Genomic DNA, 16,427 nt, shown 5'->3' on the forward strand with positions numbered 1-16,427 from the left:
CGCGAACTATGCCGAGTGGCTTTCGCTGATCTTGCGCTCGAGGTGCCCGCGCTCGTGATCATGCACAAGCTGGCTAAGGGAGGGCTCGTCGAGATCGGCCAAGACATCAGACAGTTTGTCGTGCGGCGCCGCTGAGGGAGCGAAGGACGCTCCGTAGATCTTTCGAAGCGAGCTTACCAAGGTGTTGCCATGCTTGCGGCTGATTTCCCCATTCTTATCACGGTGACGACCGTGGAGGCCCGGCTGTTCCATATATCTTCGTCCTAGCTGCACTGCTTGAGCAGCTGAAACGCGAGACCACGTTTGCGGCTCCCTTCGGCAACGAGCGCTGACACCTTAGTGGCGCTCGATCGACCTGATCCCGCAAACTTCAGTTCGGTCGCCCACCATCCCGTTGGCCTCGCGCCAGAACCGGCACTCAAGTGCTTCACATGACGCTGCTAGCGAGGGGATCCTGCCGAGAAAGACGGCGGCGGGGCGGCATAGCGGTTGGCGAGGCGTCGGCAGTATTCGACGCGGCAGAACATGCGTCCTACGGCGCTAAGATCCTTGTAGAGGTTCCACCTAGGGCAGCTTCTCCCGCGTCAGTTGACCCTTCGCGCCCGTGGGAATCAGCACCCTGCCGCTCGTTGGGGTTCCGATACCACTAGGGTAATAGGGGGCGGCAGGCGCCCGTTTTCGATCAACCTAAGCCGTTCACAGGGTCTGGCGCGTGACATAGAGGCCCGACGCATCCTTCCAACGGTAGCCTGCCTGCAGCACATCGGCGATGCCGCTGATCACTCGGCGGTCCTCGCGCCGCGGCACGCATAGCCGCTGCTCACGATCTTTGCCCATACGGGCTGATATGAGCGTAGCCCGAACCTACATCATGGAATGTGCAAGCGCTGTCGCGGGCCGAAGAGAGGCATACGGTGGAAGGTGCAAGGAGAAGCAAACTTGAGATATGCAACGACGCGATATGAAGCCGGCGAGGGCGATCGCCAGCTTAATCTCTTCTCCTTCGACGGCACCTACAGATGCCTCTCTTTTGCATCTGATGAAGGCGTCGCTGCGGCTCTGATGCCCGGTAGAGCCGAGGCCGACTGTATCGCAATCGAATCCGGGATCCTTCCCGTCGGCGCAACGTTCGCGACCGCTGCCCGTGCCGCTGAGGCAGCGAGCATCCTTGCGCCGACGCAAAGTGACGCGAATCGTAAGGCCCATCCGCTAGAAGAGGTCCGATTGAAGTTTTCGCAGAGCTTGCTGATTGCGAGGAGCGCGCAAATTGACGAGGCTCGAAGCGCGCAGGCGCGACAGCGCCACGCAGACGACGCGCGTCGCTACGAGTCGCTTGTCGCTGCGATAACGCAGGCAGCTTCTCAGGGAGGTCTCCATTGACCCAAGCCCGTGGGGCTCCGCCTCAGCTCAGCCGCAATGTCGCTGCGCTGCCATTGTGACGACACCTCGATGAGAGGAAAACGCCTTCGCATCCTGCACCAGCCATGCCAGGCGTGATAAGTGGGTGATCCCTGGGGCGTGCCCGCCGGTCAAGAGCCTGGTCTGCTCAGCTCGAGAGGAGACGAACCGCTGAACGATCCGGAGGGTTCGACATGTGGGTCTCAATGGCCCTTGTGGCACCCGCAGTAGGGGTTGTGAGCCGGATCGGTCGTGATGCGATAATCCGCGTCGCAGCCGTAAGGGTGCGTTGTGGCTTAAGCTTTCTACGACGAATCGCGTGGGTTGCTCACGCCTATACAAGATGAGGAGTGGAAGGGCGGTGGCCACCCTACACAAAACTCCGCAAAGTTGATTATCAAACCGCACACGACGCGCGTTCTACGCTCTCGTTAGGGCGTCTAACGTGCGTAAACGTGCGCTAGGGGCACGTAAGCGTGCAGATCGCCTCTGCTAATGTGTGCGATTAATTTGGCTTGGAAGGGGATGGTGCCCGGGGACGGAGTCGAACCGCCGACACTGCGATTTTCAGTCGCATGCTCTACCAACTGAGCTACCCGGGCACACCGGCGGAACCGCCGGGGAGCGCGCCTGTTAGTCGGGGAATTCGTGGCTGTCCAGCCCCGATTGCACATTTGTTTGCGCAGGCTCGCCGGGCACGCGATAGCCCTCGCCCAGCCATTGCAGCAGGTCGCGATCCTTGCAGCCGCGGCTGCAGAAAGGCTTGAAGTCGGCGGCGGTGGGCTTGCCGCAGATCGGGCAGGCGTCGCGGGGCATGCGGGTCACTCCTTGGGGGTCACGAACCGGACCGTGCCGCCCATGCGGCGGGCCAGCGTCTCGGTCCAGTCGGGCTCGCGCGCCAGACGTCGGGCGATTCGGCTATCGACCATATGGGTAGCCGGGACCGGCGGGGGAAGGCGTTCCAGCCGGCGCAGTTCGGCCCGGGCGGCGGCGCCGACAGGATCGGCGTGGAGAATCTCGGGAAGCGAGGGGCGGCTGCGGCGGCGGACGATCTGGAGGAAGCCGAAGCCGTTCACCGCGGTGCGCTCGAAGGGCTGGGGCAGGGCGGCGTCGATCGCCTCGGCGACGGCATTGCGGGCGCCTTTGCTGCTCAGCGTCGGGAAATCGATACCGATCGAGCCGCCGATGCCGAACCGCTCGACCGCGCGGGCGACGGCATGGGCGGCGGCGATGGAGAGCGGTTCGAGCGGGCCGGAGCCGTCGACGTCGAACAACGTCATGGCCGGAGTGGGGCTCATCCGCAGCGCACCGCCGGGGAAGGCGATCTCGCCGGTATAGGCTTCGTCGAGCAGCTCGGACCAGCCCGCCTCTTCCAGCAGGTCGGCTTCGTACGGGCCGAGCCGGCGTACCGGCTGGCCGCTGGCGGTGATACGGGCCAGCAGGTCGGGGCCGTCGCCCAGCGGGGCGTCGGCCGGCGCGGGCACGGCCTTGGGGAGCTTGGCGCGGCCCGGTTCGGGGATCGCCTCGCGGACGATCTTCACCCTGAGCGGCGCGCCCTGGGTGATGCCCTTGGGCAGCGGATCGCACAGCACCTCGCCGCCTTGCTCAAGCGTCACCTTGCCGGTGGACTTGTCCGTCAGCCGTGCCGCGCAGATGGCGCCGACCTGGGGCCGCGTGCCCGCCAGTTCGATTCGCGCCTTCCAGATGGTGCCACGCGCGACGAGGGCGGCGCGATTCTCGCCGATCCCCGCCTCGTACAGCCACTCAGCCAAGGGGATAGCCGGCACCGGCGAGCAGGGCGCGCGCCTCGAACACCGGCAGGCCGACCACGCCCGAATGGCTGCCGGAGAGGAAGCGCACGAACGCCTCGGCCTTGCCCTGAATGGCATAGCCGCCCGCCTTGCCCATGCCTTCGCCGCTGGCGACATACCAGTCGATATCGGCATCGCTGAGGCGCTTGAACGCTACGACGGTGTCGGACACGCGGGTGCGGGCCTTGCCGTCCGCGCCGATCACGCAAAGCGCGGAAAGGCAGTGGTGGCGGCGGCCGGAGAGCAGCGCCAGCATCCGGCGCAGATCTGCCTCGTCCGCGGGCTTGCCGAGGATGCGGCGGCCGACGGCGATGGTGGTATCGCCGGCGAGGACGATCTCGTCGGGCGCACGGTCGACCGCATGCGCCTTGGCGGTGGCGACGCGCAGCACATAGGGTCGCGGCAGCTCGCCGGGGCGGACATCCTCGTCCACGTCCGGGGCGGCAACGCGATCAGGCGCGGCGCCGATCCGGGTGAGCAGATCGAGCCGTCGCGGCGAAGTGGAAGCGAGCACGAGCCGCATGGGCGGCACCCGCTTACTTGAAGCGGTAAGTGATGCGGCCCTTGGTCAGGTCGTAGGGCGTCAGCTCGACGAGCACCTCGTCGCCCACCAGGACACGGATGCGGTTCTTGCGCATCTTGCCGGCGGTGTGGCCGAGAATCTCATGGTCGTTCTCGAGCCGGACGCGGAACATGGCGTTGGGGAGAAGCTCCACAACCTGTCCACGCATTTCAAGCAGTTCTTCTTTGGCCAAAAAATGCCTCTCAGGGATTAGCGCGCGTAAAAGTGCGTCGCCCTTACAGCGCTGGAAGGAAAAAGGGAAGGTGGCGCGGAGCGGACGCGTCTCCACGTGATACATGGCTATTTGATGCCGGAAGGGCAAGGCAGACAGCAAATCCCCCTCCCGCGCGCAGGAGGGGGGAAGGTCAGGCCTAGTGCGTGCCGCCGCCGGCCAGGGCCGCGAGGAGCAGCAGGGCGACGATGTTGGTGATCTTGATCATCGGATTGACCGCAGGCCCGGCGGTATCCTTGTACGGATCGCCCACCGTGTCGCCGGTCACCGCGGCCTTGTGGGCGTCGCTGCCCTTGCCGCCGTAATTGCCGTCCTCGATGTACTTCTTGGCATTGTCCCAGGCGCCGCCGCCGCTGGTCATCGAGATGGCGACGAACAGGCCGGAGACGATCACGCCCAGCAGCATCGCGCCCACCGTGGCGAAGCCCTGTTCCTTGCCCGCCACCGCGGCGATCAGGAAGTAGACGATGATCGGGCTCAGCACCGGGAGCAGCGACGGCACGATCATCTCGCGGATCGCCGCCTTGGTGACGATGTCGACCGTGCGGGCATAGTTGGGCCGGCTGGTGCCTGCCATGATGCCCGGATTGTCGCGGAACTGGGCGCGGACGTCCTCCACCACCGATCCGGCGGCGCGGCCGACCGCAGTCATCCCGAACGCGCCGAACAGATAGGGAAGCAGCGCGCCGAGCAGCAGGCCGACAATGATGTACGGGTTGGAGAGCGAGAAGTTGACCGGCCCGGTCAGCCCCAGCGCGTCGCGATAATGATCGAGGTCGGTGGTATAGGCGCCGAACAGCACCAGCGCCGCCAGCGCCGCCGAGCCGATCGCATAGCCCTTGGTCACCGCCTTGGTGGTGTTGCCCACCGCGTCGAGCGCGTCGGTCTTGTGGCGAACCTCGTCTTCCAGACCCGCCATTTCGGCGATGCCGCCGGCATTGTCGGTCACCGGACCATAGGCGTCGAGCGCTACCACCATACCGGCCAGCGCCAGCAGGGAGGTTGCAGCGAAGGCAACCCCGAGGATGCCGGCGATCTGATAGGTGGCGATCACCGCGACGACGATCACCAGCGTCGGCAGCGCGGTCGATTCGAGGCTGATCGCAAGGCCCTGGATGACATTGGTGCCGTGGCCGGTCACCGAGGCCTTGGCGATCGACTTTACCGGGCGGAAATTGGTGCCGGTGTAATATTCGGTGATCCAGACCAGCAGGCCGGTAACGGCCAGCCCGATCATCATGCACCAGAACAGGCCCATGCCGGTGACGTTCGGCATCGCCGCCGCAGCCGCCACGGCATCGGCCGAGAGCGTGCTGCCGTCGAGCAGCGCCGAGGGCTCGCCGAGCGACCCGATCGCATCCTGCATCCGGCCGCCCAGCACATAATAAGTGACGCCGTAGATTGCCGGCACGGAAAGGATCACCGTGGTCCAGAAACCCTTGTAGAGCGCGCCCATGATCGACTGGTTGCTGCCGAGGCGGACCATGTAGGTGCCGAGGATCGAGGTGAGGATGCACACGCCGCCGACGAGCAGCGGCAGCGCCATCAGCCGGGTGAGCAGCGCCGTGTCGATTCCGCGCATCAGCAGCGCGATCGTCACCATGGTGAGGCCGAGCGTGACGACATATGTCTCGAACAGATCGGCCGCCATGCCGGCGCAGTCGCCGACATTGTCGCCGACATTATCGGCGATGACGGCAGGATTGCGGGGATCGTCCTCCGGAATGCCCGCTTCCACCTTGCCGACCAGATCGGCGCCGACGTCGGCCGCCTTGGTGAAGATGCCGCCGCCGAGCCGCGCGAAAATGGAAATGAGCGAGGCGCCGAAGGCCAGCGTGGACAAGGTGAGCACGACGAGACGGTCGCCCGGCGCATGATGCGCCACCTCTACCAGATACCAGAACAGCACCGCGATCGAGAGCAGGCCCAGGCCTGCCACCAGCATGCCGGTGATGGCACCCGAGCGAAAGGCGAGGGTGAGCCCTCCCTGCAGGCTGCCGCGCGCGGCCTCGGCCGTACGCACATTCGCGCGGACCGAGATGTTCATGCCGACGAAACCGGCCACGCCGGACAGGATCGCGCCGATCAGAAAGCCGATCGTGGGGATCAGCCCCAGCGTCAGGAACAGCACGACACCCACCACGGCGCCGACCACGGCGATGGCGGTATATTGCCGCGTCAGATAGGCCTTGGCGCCTTCCTGGATCGCGGCGGCGATGTCCTGCATCTTGGCGTTGCCTGCCGGTGCGCGCAGCACCTGCTGGCTGGTGATGAAGCCATAAGCCACGGCGATCAGGCCGCAGACGATGGCGAAATAGACGATCGTCATAGAGTGACATCCTCCCCTGCACTTGCGGGTCGCGGCGCGCGCCGGATCAGTCCAGTCTCGTCCGCAAGGGCAGAGCGTAAAGCAATAGGGGGTTCGCGCAAGGCGGTTGGGGTAATGGAGGTGCGCGGAATGTCTGCCCAAATTCCAACGTCATCCCCGCGAAGGCGGGGATCCATTCGCCTGTGCGTCAGCGGCTAGAGCCGATCGGGCGACCCCAATGGATCCCCGCCTTCGCGGGGATGCCGGCTGTAGGGGCGCGGGGAGAGGGCAGTTCGTTACCGCGCGCCGGCGATAATCCGGCGGACGCCTTCCAGCACCATGCCATACACCAGGTGCGATGCCGCACCGTACGCATGAATCGACGCCGGTGTTTCCGCCGGACCGCTGCCGAGACCCAGCGCCGGCACCGCGCCTTCGTCAAGCAGGGCGGAGGTGACCACGCCATAGGCACCGCCGAAGCCCGAGGCCGCCTCTGGCCGGTATTCGGTGATCAGGCCGTAGATGCCGCCCAGCACGCCGCCGACGATGTAATGCACCGCCTGTCCCGAGGCTTCGCGATACGGCTCCGGCACCTTGTCGCCCGTCGTTGCCTCGACCACCGCGTCCGCGGCCTTGACCGTCGCCGGGTCGCCCTTGCTCTGGTCTTCCTTGGGGATCAGCTTGCTCGCCTGGCTCTGGAACGCGGCCATTGCAGCCGAGGCGACGAGGCCGGCGGTCACGCCCGCGAGAAGGCCGATCAGGGGACGGGGATTCGATGCCATGCGTGCTGCTCCAAACGGGGATGCGACGGGGCGCCGCACCGGGGAAGGCGCGCCCTGCCGAAAGCGATCAGTAGCGGATGCGCTCCGCCTTGACCTGATCCCTGGCGAGGAACGCCTGGACACTGTCGGCACCCGCCAGATGGCCGGCGCCCACTGCCAAGAACACCGTTCCCGGCTTTTGGAGCCGTGCCTCGATCCATTTCGCCCAGCGCGCATTGCGATCGGTCAGCAGGATCTTCGCCAGTTCCGGCGTGTCGCGCATGCCTTCGTTCATCGTCGCGCCCAGCGCTTCGGGATCGCCGGCGGCCCATTGATCGATCATCCGGCCCAGTTCGCTCCCGAGCTTGGGATAATCTTCCACGGCAGAACCGAGGAAGGCGAGCTGCAGTGCCGGTGGCATGCTGGCGAAATAGCCAAGCTGCTGTTCGGCGGTTTCCAGCCCGATGATTGGCTTGCCGGCGTCCTTGGCGGCGGCAGTCAGCACCTTTTCGGCGCCGCTGGCCGGATCATAGCCGAGCTTGGGCAGCCCGGCGACGCTGAGCGTGATCCCCGCGACCCAGGGCTGCAGCGCATCGAAGGCTGCCGGGGGCACGCCGATGTCCGCCATCGCCTTCAGATAGGCGTCGCGCCTCTCGGCGGGCAACTGCTCGGCGATCGGCTTGGATCCGGCCGGCGCCATGGCGGTCTTCACCAGCAGGCCCTGCATCGCGGCGGGATCCGGCTCGATCAGTTCGAGCACCAGCGTGTCGCTCTTGTCGAACGCCGCCTTCACCGCCGAATCGAACCAGCTCAGGCCCGGCTTCAGCACATGGACGGTGCCGAACAGATAGATGGTGGTATCGGCATCCTTGACCACCCACAGCGCCGGATCGGCCGGGCGGCTCTGCACCGCAGGCGCAGCAGCCGGAGCAGCCGGAGCAGCCTGGCTCCAGGCGAGCGGGCTGAACAGCAGCGCGATCGGCGCGGCGGCGACGGCGAACAGCGACTTCAACTTCACGCCGGAAACTCCCCCGAATGGGCCGGCGGAGCCCCGCGCTGCGCCGGTGTGCTGGTCTTATATCACGCTTTCAACCGCGCCGCATGCCACGCGACATGCTCAGCGAGGAAGGTCGAGACGAAATAATAGCTGTGGTCATAGCCCGGCTGGAGCCGCAGCGTCAGCGGGATGCCCGCGGCCGCGCAGGCATCGGCCAGCAGCTGCGGGCGGAGTTGCTCGGCGAGGAACGCGTCGGCGTCGCCCTGATCGACCAGCAGATCGGGCAGGCGGGCGCCGTCCTCGATCAGCGCCACGGCATCATGGGTGCGCCATGCGGCGGGGTTGTCGCCCAGATAGCCGCCCAGCGCCTTCCGGCCCCAGGCAACCTGGCCCGGCGCGACGATCGGCGCAAAGGCCGAGACGCTGCGGAACCGCTCGGGATTGCGCAAGGCGATGGTAAGCGCACCGTGCCCGCCCATCGAATGGCCGGTAATGCCCTGTCGGGTCAGGTCGGCCATCGGAAACTCGGCGGCGAGGAGCGCGGGCAGTTCGTCCTCGATATAGGTGCGCATGTGGAAATGCTCGGCCCAGGGCGCCTGGGTGGCGTCGACATAGAAGCCGGCGCCCTGGCCGAAATCATAGTCGGGCACGTCGATCACGCCTTCGCCGCGCGGACTCGTGTCGGGGGCGACGAAGATCACGCCGGCTTCGGCGCAGGCGCGGCGATACTCGCCCTTCTCGGTCACGTTGGCATGGGTGCAGGTGAGCCCCGAGAGGTACCAGAGCACCGGCAGCTTCGCCCCGTCCTCATGAGGCGGCACATAGACCGAGAAGGTCATCGGCGTGCCCGTCGCGGCGGAGGCGTGGCGGTACACGCCCTGCACCCCGCCATACGCCCTGTTGGTCGACAGCGTCTCCATCAGGCGCGGACCGGATGGACGGCGCAGAGCTTGTTCCCGGATGGATCACGAAGATAGGCGAGGTAGAGCTGGCGACCGCCGGTTGCGTTGCGAACGCCCGCCGGATCTTCGATCGCGGTGCCGCCCTGCGCAACACCCGCTGCCTGCCAGGCGTCGACCAGATCCGTCGACGCGGCGAAGAAGCCGATCGTCCCGCCATTGGCGCAACTTGCCGGTTCCCCGTTGATCGGGCGGGTGATCAGCAGGCGGCCCCCGCCATGGACGTAGAGGACCCGGCCGGCTTCATCGACGACACCCTCGGGCACGCCCAGCACGCCCAGCGTCGCGTCGTAAAAGGCCTTGGCGGCGTCGATATCGTCTGCGCCGAGCATCACATGGGTGAACATCGCTTGGTCTCCTCTCAGTAGACGACGACGCTGCGGATGCTTTCGCCCGCATGCATCAGGTCGAACCCCTTGTTGATCTCTTCCAGCGTCAGGATGTGCGTGATCATCGGGTCGATCGCGATCTTGCCGTTCATGTACCAGTCGACGATCTTCGGCACATCGGTCCGGCCCTTGGCGCCGCCGAATGCGGTGCCCTTCCAGACGCGACCCGTGACCAGCTGGAACGGGCGGGTGCTGATTTCCTTGCCCGCCTCGGCCACGCCGATGATGATCGATTCGCCCCAGCCGCGATGGCAGCATTCGAGCGCGGTGCGCATCACTTCGGTATTGCCGGTCGCGTCGAAGCTGTAGTCGGCACCGCCGTCGGTCAGCTCGACCACCTTGGCGACGATCTGTTCGCGCGACATGCCCTTGGTGTTGAGGAAGTGGGTCATGCCGAACTTGCGGCCCCATTCCTCGCGGTCCGAGTTGACGTCGATGCCGATGATCTGGCCTGCGCCGGCGAGCCGCGCGCCCTGGATCACGTTGAGGCCGATGCCGCCCAGCCCGAACACCACGACGGTCTCGCCCACCTGCACCTTGGCGGTGTTGACCACCGCGCCGACGCCGGTGGTGACGCCGCAGCCGATATAGCAGCTGGTCTGGAAGGGCGCGTCCTGGCGGATCTTGGCGACGGCGATCTCGGGCAGCACGGTGAAGTTCGAGAAGGTCGAGCAGCCCATGTAATGGAAGATCGGCTGGCCCTTGTAGCTGAAGCGCGTGGTGCCGTCGGGCATCAGGCCCTTGCCCTGGGTGGCGCGGATCGCGGTGCACAGGTTGGTCTTGCCCGACAGGCACGACTTACACTGGCGGCATTCGGGCGTGTAGAGCGGGATCACATGGTCGCCCGGCTTCACGCTGGTGACGCCGGCGCCCACCTCGCGGACGATGCCGGCGCCTTCATGGCCGAGCACCGAGGGAAACAGGCCCTCCGAATCGAGGCCATCCAGCGTGTACGCATCGGTGTGGCACAGGCCGGTGGCCATGATCTCGACCAGCACTTCGCCGGGCTTGGGGCCTTCCAGATCGAGTTCGACGATCTCCAGCGGCTTCTTCGCTTCGAAGGCGACGGCGGCGCGGGTCTTCATGGCCGGTTCTCCTGTAGGGCTTGGTTGGCCCGCCTGATCCTTCAATCGGTGGCGGGTTGCAACCCGTGGCGATTCGTTTCGTTGGCGGCGGGACCATACCGAAGTGCAGTTGCGTGTTCGCGCAGAAAGGCGCTGGTGTGGCAACGCTTATGGGAGACCTGCCGATGCCGCCCCTCGTCCTCGCGCTGCTGATCGGCATCGTCGCCGGCATGCGCACCATGACCGCGCCGATGGCGATTTCCTGGGCGGCCTATGCCGGCTGGCTGCCGCTTTCGGGCACCTGGCTCGGCTGGCTGGGCTGGTGGGGGACGCCGTGGATCTTCACCCTGCTCGCGATCGGCGAATATGTGGCGGACAAGTTGCCGACCACGCCCAGCCGCAAGTCGCCGCCGGGGTTCATCGGGCGGATGCTCTCCGGCGCGCTGTGCGGCGCGGCGATCGGGCTGGCGGCGAGTTCGCTGCCGTTCTGCATTGCCGCCGGCGTGCTGGGCGCGGTGATCGGCACCTTCGGCGGCTATGCGGCGCGGATGGGGCTGTGCCGGGCCTTTGGCGCCGACATGCCCGCCGCACTGGTCGAGGATCTTGCGGCGATCGGAGTCGCGGCGTTCGCGGTGGCGTCGCTGTGAGCCGCCGGTTCGACGCGATCGTGATCGGCGCGGGGCAGGCGGGAACGCCGCTCGCCGGGCGGCTGAGCGATGCAGGCATGTCCGTCGCGCTGATCGAACGGCATCTGCTCGGCGGCACCTGCGTCAACACCGGCTGCAAGCCGACCAAGACCTGGGTCGCCAGCGCCTATGCCGCGCACATGGCCAGGCGCGCCGCCGATTTCGGCGTGACGATCGACGGCGAAGTGAGCATCGACTTCGCCAGGGTGCGGTCGCGCGCGGACAAGATCTCCGCCGATTCGCGCGCGTCGCTGCGCCAGTGGATCGACGGGATGGCGCATTGCACGCTGTTCTTCGGCCAGGCCCGGTTCGAGTCGCCGCGCCGGGTGCGGGTGGGCGAAGAGGTGCTGGAGGCCGACCGCATCTTTCTCAATGTCGGCGGCCGCGCGCTGGTGCCGGACATGCCGGGTGTCGACGACGTGCCGTTCCTCACCAACAGCACGATCCTCAAGCTCGATGCGGTGCCGCGGCACCTGGTGGTGGTCGGCGGCAGCTATATCGGGCTGGAGTTCGGCCAAATGTTCCGCCGCTTCGGCGCCGAGGTGACGATCGTCGAGAAGGGACCCAAGCTGATCGGCCGCGAGGATCCCGAGATATCGGACGCAGTGCGCGACATCCTGGAGGCCGAAGGCATTGCGATCCGCACCGGCGCCGAATGCATCCGCTTTTCGCGCCAAGGCGACGACGTGCTCGTCGGCGTCGACTGCCACGAGGGCAGCCCCGAAGTGCTGGGCAGCCATGTGCTGCTCGCGGTGGGGCGCACGCCCAATATCGACGATCTCGGGCTGGAGGCGGCCGGCGTGGAAACCGATGCGCGCGGCTACATCCAGGTCGACGACCGCCTGCGCACCAATGTCGACGGCATCTGGGCGATGGGCGACTGCAACGGTCGCGGCGCCTTCACCCACACCGCATACAACGACTTCGAGATTGTCGCCGACAATCTGCTCGACGGGGCCGACCGCAAGGTGACCGACCGCATCCCGGCGTACGCGCTCTATATCGACCCGCCGCTCGGTCGCGTCGGCTTGGGCGAGGCGGAGGCCAGGAAGGCGGGGCACCGCATCGAGGTAGGCCGGCGGCCGATGACGCGCGTGGGCCGCGCGGTGGAGAAGGACGAGACGCTCGGCTTCATGAAGCTGGTGAGCGACGCCGATACCGGCAGGATCCTCGGCGGTGCGATCCTGGGCACCAGCGGCGACGAGGCGATCCACGGCGTGCTCGACCTGATGGTGAAGCAGGGTACCGCGACCGACCTGGCGCATGCAGTGCATATCCACCCCACCGTATCCGAGCTATTGCCGACCATCGCCGGCGAGCGGAAGCCGGCCTGACGAGGAGCCGCCCGATGGACGAGGACAGCAAGCTCACCCGCTCCAAGCGCGCCTGGGCCGAGGCGGGCAAGTTCCTTACCGGCCGCACCGCGCGCGCCGAGGCGGAGCGGCTGCCGCCAGGGCAGCATCTGGTGACCAACTGGCCGGTGCTCGATCTCGGCCGCCAGCCCGAGGTGCGCACCGAACGCTGGCGCTTGACGATCGACGGCATGGTCGCCCGGCCGCTGACGCTCGACTGGCCGGCCTTCGAGGCGCTGGCGACCGACGAGCGGGTGAGCGACATCCACTGCGTCACCAGCTGGTCGCGCTATGACAATCGCTGGGCCGGCGTTGCCACGGCGCGGCTGCTGGAGATGGTCGAGCCGCGCGAGGAAGCCGCGGCGGTGATGCTGCACGGCTATGACGGCTACACCACCAACCTGCTGCTCGCCGATTTCGCTGCGCCCGACGCGCTGATCGCGCACCGCTGGGAAGGCAAGCCGCTCCACCGCGACCATGGCGGCCCGGCGCGGCTGGTGGTGCCGCACCTCTATTTCTGGAAGAGCGCCAAGTGGATTTCGCGGATCGAGGTGATCGGGCGCGATCGGCCGGGCTTCTGGGAAGTGAACGGCTATCATCTGCGCGGCGACCCTTGGGCCGAGGAACGCTATTCGCGCTGAGCCGAACGTGAATACGTACCAATCCGCATGCCGTCGACGCGCGCGGCTCCATATTTTGGCTGCATGCGTTGTAGCGTCTGCCATTTCCGCCCCTGTTCGCCACCTGTGGTGCGCGCATGAAGGAGGGTGTTCCCATTCAGGCCCGGGCGGTGCGCGAGCGCGTGTTGCTGGTCGATTCGCAGGACGATTCGCGTCGCGCGCTGCAATTGCTGCTGCAGGGCTGCGGCATGGAAGTGCGCGCCTTCGCTTCTGCCGCCGCCGCGATGGCGGAGGCGACGCTCGACCAGATCCGCACGCTCCTGATCGCACGCGATCTCTCGGATGGCGACGCGATCCACCTGCTGCGGCAGCTTGCCCTGCGCGGGTGGCAGGGCCGCGCGATCCTGATCGGCCGCAGCCATGCCGAACTGGATGAGGACGCCCGCGCCGCGGGCTTTGTCGGTGTGGTGAAGAAGCCGGTCGGGCGGCTCGAGTTGCTCGGCGCGCTGGCGCGATGAACTTTCCGCTGCCGCAGTTCGACGGCCCCGTGCGTCCGGCGCTCGGCGATCGGCTGCGGCTGCGCGTCCCGGAGGCGCTGGCGACGCTGTTGCTGCTGGTATCGGGACTGGCTCTCGCGCCGCTGGTCTCGCGCGGCGAGCGGCATGTGCTGGTCGGCGTGCTGCTCGCCTGGGCGGCGGCAATCCTGCTGCTCGCAGCCTATAGCCGTGCCTTGCGCCGCCGATTGCGCGCCGAGGAGGCGGATGCCCGCCGCCGCGCCGATCGTGCCGACGAACTCGCCGCCGAGCTGAACCTGCTGATCGACGGTGCGGTCGGCTATGCCATCTACACCGTGGATCCCAAGGGCCGCGTATCCTTCTGGAACGAAGGCGCGCGCCGGCTGAAAGGTTGGCAGGAGGAAGAGGTTCTCGGGCGCGACATGGCGCTGTTCTATCCGGGCTCGGCGGTGGCCGCCGGCAAGCCGCGCGCCGATCTCGACGCTGCCTTGCGCGACGGCAAGTTCGAGGAGGAGGACTGGCGCCTTCGCAAGGACGGCAGCGAGTTCCTCGCCCAGGTGCTGATCACCCCCCTGCGCGGCCCAGACGGGCGATTGCGCGGCTATGGCAAGGTGATCCGCGACATTACCGAGCAGCGCGCCAGCGAGCGCCAGGCGACTGCCGCCGCCAACCATCTTCGCTCGATCCTGGCGACGGTGCTCGACGCCATGGTGATCATCGACGAGCGCGGCAACATCGTCTCGTTCAGCGCGGCGGCCGAACGCCTGTTCGGCTATGCCGAGGAAGAGGTGGTCGGCGCCAATATCAGCCTGCTGATGCCGACCAGCGACGGCCATCAGCATGACGGCTATATCCGCCGGTATCTGGAGACCGGCGAGCGACGGATTATCGGCACGGGCCGCACCGTGACCGCCAGGCGCCGCGACGGATCCACCTTCCCGATCGAATTGTCGGTGGGCGAGGCGATCACCGAGGGCGAGCGCGTGTTCACCGGCTTCATCCGCGACCTCAGCGACAAGCAGCAGGCGGAGCAGCGGATCGAGGAACTGCGCTCCGGCCTGATCCATGCCGCCCGGGTGAGCGCGATGGGCACCATGGCCTCCACCCTCGCGCATGAACTCAACCAGCCGATCACCGCCGTCGTCAACTATGTGCAGGGCGTCTCCAACCTGATCGACGGCGACAATCCGGACGACTTGCCGGTGATCCGCGAGGCGCTGGCGGATACCGCCCAGGAAGCGCTGCGCGCGGGCACCATCGTGCGGCGCCTGCGCGAATTCGTCGCGCGCGGCGAGGTGGAGAAAAGCGTCGAGCACATTCCCGACCTGGTCGACGAGGCGTGCAAGCTCGCGCTGATCGGCGCACGCGAGAAGGGGGTGCTGGCCGAGTTCCTGTTCGATCCGATCGCAGGGCCCGTGCTGGTCGATCGCATCCAGATCCAGCAGGTGCTGATCAACCTGATGCGCAATGCCATCGAGGCGATGGCCGAATCGCCCGAGCGCCGGCTGACCGTGTTGAGTCGGGTGGAATCGCCCGGCTTCGTGCGGGTGACGGTGGCGGATACCGGGCCCGGCGTCGCGCCGGAGGTGGCGGAGGACCTGTTCCGCGCCTTCCACAGCACCAAGACGGACGGCATGGGCCTCGGCCTCTCGATCTGCCGCACCATCGTGGAGGCCAATGGCGGCCGCATCTGGCTGGAGCCCCGCGCCGGCGGCGGCAGCTGCTTCCACTTCACCCTCGTCCATGTAGAAGAAGGATCCGCCCCGTGACCGACAAGCGCCTCGTCCATATCGTCGATGACGAGGATGGCGTCCGCCGCTCCGCAAGCTTCATGCTCAAGACTTCGGGGTTCGCGGTGCAGACCTGGCCCTCGGGCGTCGCGTTCCTCAAGGAGGCGCGCCATGTCGAGCCTGGTTGCGTGCTGCTCGACGTGCGGATGCCGGAGATGGACGGGCTGGAGGTGCAGCAGGAACTCCACGCGCGCGGCATCGCGCTGCCGGTAATCGTGCTGACCGGGCACGGCGATGTCTCGCTGGCGGTGAAGGCGATGAAGGCCGGCGCGGTCGACTTCCTCGAAAAGCCGATGGAGAGCGGCGCCCTGATCGACGCGATCAATCGCGGCTTCGAGCGGCTGGAGGCCGCCGAGGACGTCAAGGCGCGCGCGGCCGATGCCGAAACGCTGCTCGGCGCGCTGACCGTGCGCGAACGCGAGGTGCTGGACGGGCTGGCGCAAGGCTATCCGAACAAGACCATCGCCTACGACCTCGGCATCTCGGCGCGGACGGTGGAAGTGCACCGCGCGAACGTGATGGCGAAGCTGGGGGCGAAGAGCCTGTCCGAGGCGCTGCGAATCGCATTTGCAGCGGGGTTGGGGGCAGGCTAAACGATTGCAGTATCGTGCATTCTCCGCGCCTTTGCGGTATAAGGGAAAGGGACTCGGGGGAGTGCGGGATCGACCTTGCTGACAGGGAGCGGGAACGATGACGATGCGACTGGAATCCAACCTTGGCACGGGCATGATGCCCGACGCGGAAGAGAGCATCCGGGCCTGGTCTTCGGGCTTGTTCACTGCCTGGTGCGACGCGGTGGTGACGCCGTGGCACCTGGTGCCCGAGCCGACCACCCACCAGCGCGATGCGGGCGAGCGGCTATCGATTCCGGAGGCGCTGGAAAGCGGGGCGCTGTCGCTCTTCGCCTGAGGCCAGGGTGGCTTCAGGGCAGGGGACAAGGGCTGGTCGCACCACCGGCGAGCGGCTAGAGCGTTCTCAAGTTG

The 16,427-nt window shown here is 67.1% G+C and carries 19 protein-coding genes and 1 tRNA gene; 7 read left to right on the top strand and 13 right to left on the bottom strand.

Features of this window, described 5'->3' with window-relative positions:
• Positions 1-6: 6 nt before the first annotated feature.
• From V7E00_RS01185 to V7E00_RS01245, 13 genes are all read right to left on the bottom strand, one after another.
• Entirely contained in the window at positions 7-252 is a 246-nt protein-coding gene (locus tag V7E00_RS01185) for a hypothetical protein (RefSeq protein WP_084253497.1), read from the bottom strand.
• Between the two features lie 444 nt (positions 253-696).
• Positions 697-837 carry a hypothetical protein gene (locus tag V7E00_RS01190; RefSeq protein ID WP_157084728.1) on the bottom strand — a complete coding sequence of 47 codons (141 nt, stop codon included), beginning with the start codon at positions 835-837 and terminating at the stop codon, positions 697-699.
• Positions 838-1,924: 1,087 nt separating this feature from the next.
• Positions 1,925-2,000: transfer RNA gene (locus V7E00_RS01195), tRNA-Phe, on the bottom strand.
• 31 nt (positions 2,001-2,031) lie between these two features.
• Complete coding sequence (locus V7E00_RS01200; RefSeq protein ID WP_084584347.1) at positions 2,032-2,214, bottom strand: DNA gyrase inhibitor YacG; 183 nt, start codon at positions 2,212-2,214, stop codon at positions 2,032-2,034.
• A 5-nt stretch (positions 2,215-2,219) separates the two neighbouring features.
• Entirely contained in the window at positions 2,220-3,170 is a 951-nt protein-coding gene (locus tag V7E00_RS01205; protein ID WP_333570886.1) for a ribonuclease, read from the bottom strand.
• Positions 3,163-3,732: a Maf family protein gene (locus V7E00_RS01210; protein WP_333570887.1), complete on the bottom strand. Its 570-nt coding sequence runs from the start codon at positions 3,730-3,732 to the stop codon at positions 3,163-3,165. The genes V7E00_RS01205 and V7E00_RS01210 overlap by 8 nt, the downstream gene beginning before the upstream one ends.
• 13 nt (positions 3,733-3,745) lie before the next feature.
• The gene (gene infA / locus V7E00_RS01215; protein WP_003049127.1) at positions 3,746-3,964 is read right to left on the bottom strand and encodes a translation initiation factor IF-1; all 219 of its coding nucleotides are present in this window, start codon (positions 3,962-3,964) and stop codon (positions 3,746-3,748) included.
• A 178-nt stretch (positions 3,965-4,142) separates the two neighbouring features.
• Positions 4,143-6,332 carry a sodium-translocating pyrophosphatase gene (locus V7E00_RS01220; protein ID WP_333570888.1) on the bottom strand — a complete coding sequence of 730 codons (2,190 nt, stop codon included), beginning with the start codon at positions 6,330-6,332 and terminating at the stop codon, positions 4,143-4,145.
• 275 nt (positions 6,333-6,607) lie between these two features.
• Entirely contained in the window at positions 6,608-7,093 is a 486-nt protein-coding gene (locus V7E00_RS01225) for a DUF1440 domain-containing protein (protein WP_333570889.1), read from the bottom strand.
• Between the two features lie 67 nt (positions 7,094-7,160).
• A complete protein-coding gene (locus tag V7E00_RS01230; RefSeq protein WP_333570890.1) occupies positions 7,161-8,090 on the bottom strand; it encodes a TraB/GumN family protein in 930 nt (309 codons plus the stop codon).
• Between the two features lie 62 nt (positions 8,091-8,152).
• Positions 8,153-8,989 carry an S-formylglutathione hydrolase gene (fghA, locus tag V7E00_RS01235; RefSeq protein ID WP_333570891.1) on the bottom strand — a complete coding sequence of 279 codons (837 nt, stop codon included), beginning with the start codon at positions 8,987-8,989 and terminating at the stop codon, positions 8,153-8,155.
• Positions 8,989-9,375, bottom strand: coding sequence for a VOC family protein (locus V7E00_RS01240; RefSeq protein ID WP_333570892.1), 387 nt, complete (start codon positions 9,373-9,375; stop codon positions 8,989-8,991). The genes fghA and V7E00_RS01240 overlap by 1 nt, the downstream gene beginning before the upstream one ends.
• Before the next feature lie 14 nt (positions 9,376-9,389).
• A complete protein-coding gene (locus tag V7E00_RS01245; RefSeq protein WP_333570893.1) occupies positions 9,390-10,502 on the bottom strand; it encodes an S-(hydroxymethyl)glutathione dehydrogenase/class III alcohol dehydrogenase in 1,113 nt (370 codons plus the stop codon).
• 137 nt (positions 10,503-10,639) lie between these two features.
• Between V7E00_RS01245 and V7E00_RS01250 the strand changes: the two genes are divergently transcribed.
• From V7E00_RS01250 to V7E00_RS01280, 7 genes are all read left to right on the top strand, one after another.
• Complete coding sequence (locus tag V7E00_RS01250) at positions 10,640-11,128, top strand: DUF4126 domain-containing protein (RefSeq protein WP_333570894.1); 489 nt, start codon at positions 10,640-10,642, stop codon at positions 11,126-11,128.
• On the top strand, positions 11,125-12,501 hold the full coding sequence (locus V7E00_RS01255) for an FAD-containing oxidoreductase (protein ID WP_333570895.1): 1,377 nt from the start codon (positions 11,125-11,127) through the stop codon (positions 12,499-12,501). Before V7E00_RS01250 ends, V7E00_RS01255 begins: the two co-directional genes overlap by 4 nt.
• A gap of 14 nt (positions 12,502-12,515) precedes the next feature.
• On the top strand, positions 12,516-13,160 hold the full coding sequence (locus tag V7E00_RS01260; protein ID WP_333570896.1) for a sulfite oxidase-like oxidoreductase: 645 nt from the start codon (positions 12,516-12,518) through the stop codon (positions 13,158-13,160).
• 116 nt (positions 13,161-13,276) lie between these two features.
• Positions 13,277-13,657, top strand: coding sequence for a response regulator (locus V7E00_RS01265; protein ID WP_333570897.1), 381 nt, complete (start codon positions 13,277-13,279; stop codon positions 13,655-13,657).
• Positions 13,654-15,423 (top strand): PAS domain-containing sensor histidine kinase, encoded by a 1,770-nt coding sequence (locus V7E00_RS01270; RefSeq protein ID WP_333570898.1) that lies wholly within the window; start codon positions 13,654-13,656, stop codon positions 15,421-15,423. Before V7E00_RS01265 ends, V7E00_RS01270 begins: the two co-directional genes overlap by 4 nt.
• On the top strand, positions 15,420-16,037 hold the full coding sequence (locus V7E00_RS01275; RefSeq protein WP_333570899.1) for a response regulator transcription factor: 618 nt from the start codon (positions 15,420-15,422) through the stop codon (positions 16,035-16,037). Before V7E00_RS01270 ends, V7E00_RS01275 begins: the two co-directional genes overlap by 4 nt.
• Before the next feature lie 97 nt (positions 16,038-16,134).
• A complete protein-coding gene (locus tag V7E00_RS01280) occupies positions 16,135-16,353 on the top strand; it encodes a hypothetical protein (protein ID WP_333570900.1) in 219 nt (72 codons plus the stop codon).
• Positions 16,354-16,427: the final 74 nt, after the last annotated feature.

The organism is Sphingomonas sp., from assembly GCF_036731925.1.
In the GTDB taxonomy this organism is placed as follows: domain Bacteria; phylum Pseudomonadota; class Alphaproteobacteria; order Sphingomonadales; family Sphingomonadaceae; genus Sphingomonas.

Coding starts and splice junctions, on each gene's coding strand:
- V7E00_RS01190 (WP_157084728.1), bottom strand. CDS start 837: ATGGGCAAAGATCGTGAGCAGCGGCTATGCGTGCCGCGGCGCGAGGAC.
- V7E00_RS01240 (WP_333570892.1), bottom strand. CDS start 9,375: ATGTTCACCCATGTGATGCTCGGCGCAGACGATATCGACGCCGCCAAG.
- V7E00_RS01260 (WP_333570896.1), top strand. CDS start 12,516: ATGGACGAGGACAGCAAGCTCACCCGCTCCAAGCGCGCCTGGGCCGAG.
- V7E00_RS01220 (WP_333570888.1), bottom strand. CDS start 6,332: ATGACGATCGTCTATTTCGCCATCGTCTGCGGCCTGATCGCCGTGGCT.
- V7E00_RS01280 (WP_333570900.1), top strand. CDS start 16,135: ATGACGATGCGACTGGAATCCAACCTTGGCACGGGCATGATGCCCGAC.
- V7E00_RS01265 (WP_333570897.1), top strand. CDS start 13,277: ATGAAGGAGGGTGTTCCCATTCAGGCCCGGGCGGTGCGCGAGCGCGTG.
- V7E00_RS01245 (WP_333570893.1), bottom strand. CDS start 10,502: ATGAAGACCCGCGCCGCCGTCGCCTTCGAAGCGAAGAAGCCGCTGGAG.
- V7E00_RS01185 (WP_084253497.1), bottom strand. CDS start 252: ATGGAACAGCCGGGCCTCCACGGTCGTCACCGTGATAAGAATGGGGAA.
- fghA (WP_333570891.1), bottom strand. CDS start 8,989: ATGGAGACGCTGTCGACCAACAGGGCGTATGGCGGGGTGCAGGGCGTG.
- V7E00_RS01270 (WP_333570898.1), top strand. CDS start 13,654: ATGAACTTTCCGCTGCCGCAGTTCGACGGCCCCGTGCGTCCGGCGCTC.
- V7E00_RS01200 (WP_084584347.1), bottom strand. CDS start 2,214: ATGCCCCGCGACGCCTGCCCGATCTGCGGCAAGCCCACCGCCGCCGAC.
- V7E00_RS01225 (WP_333570889.1), bottom strand. CDS start 7,093: ATGGCATCGAATCCCCGTCCCCTGATCGGCCTTCTCGCGGGCGTGACC.
- V7E00_RS01210 (WP_333570887.1), bottom strand. CDS start 3,732: ATGCGGCTCGTGCTCGCTTCCACTTCGCCGCGACGGCTCGATCTGCTC.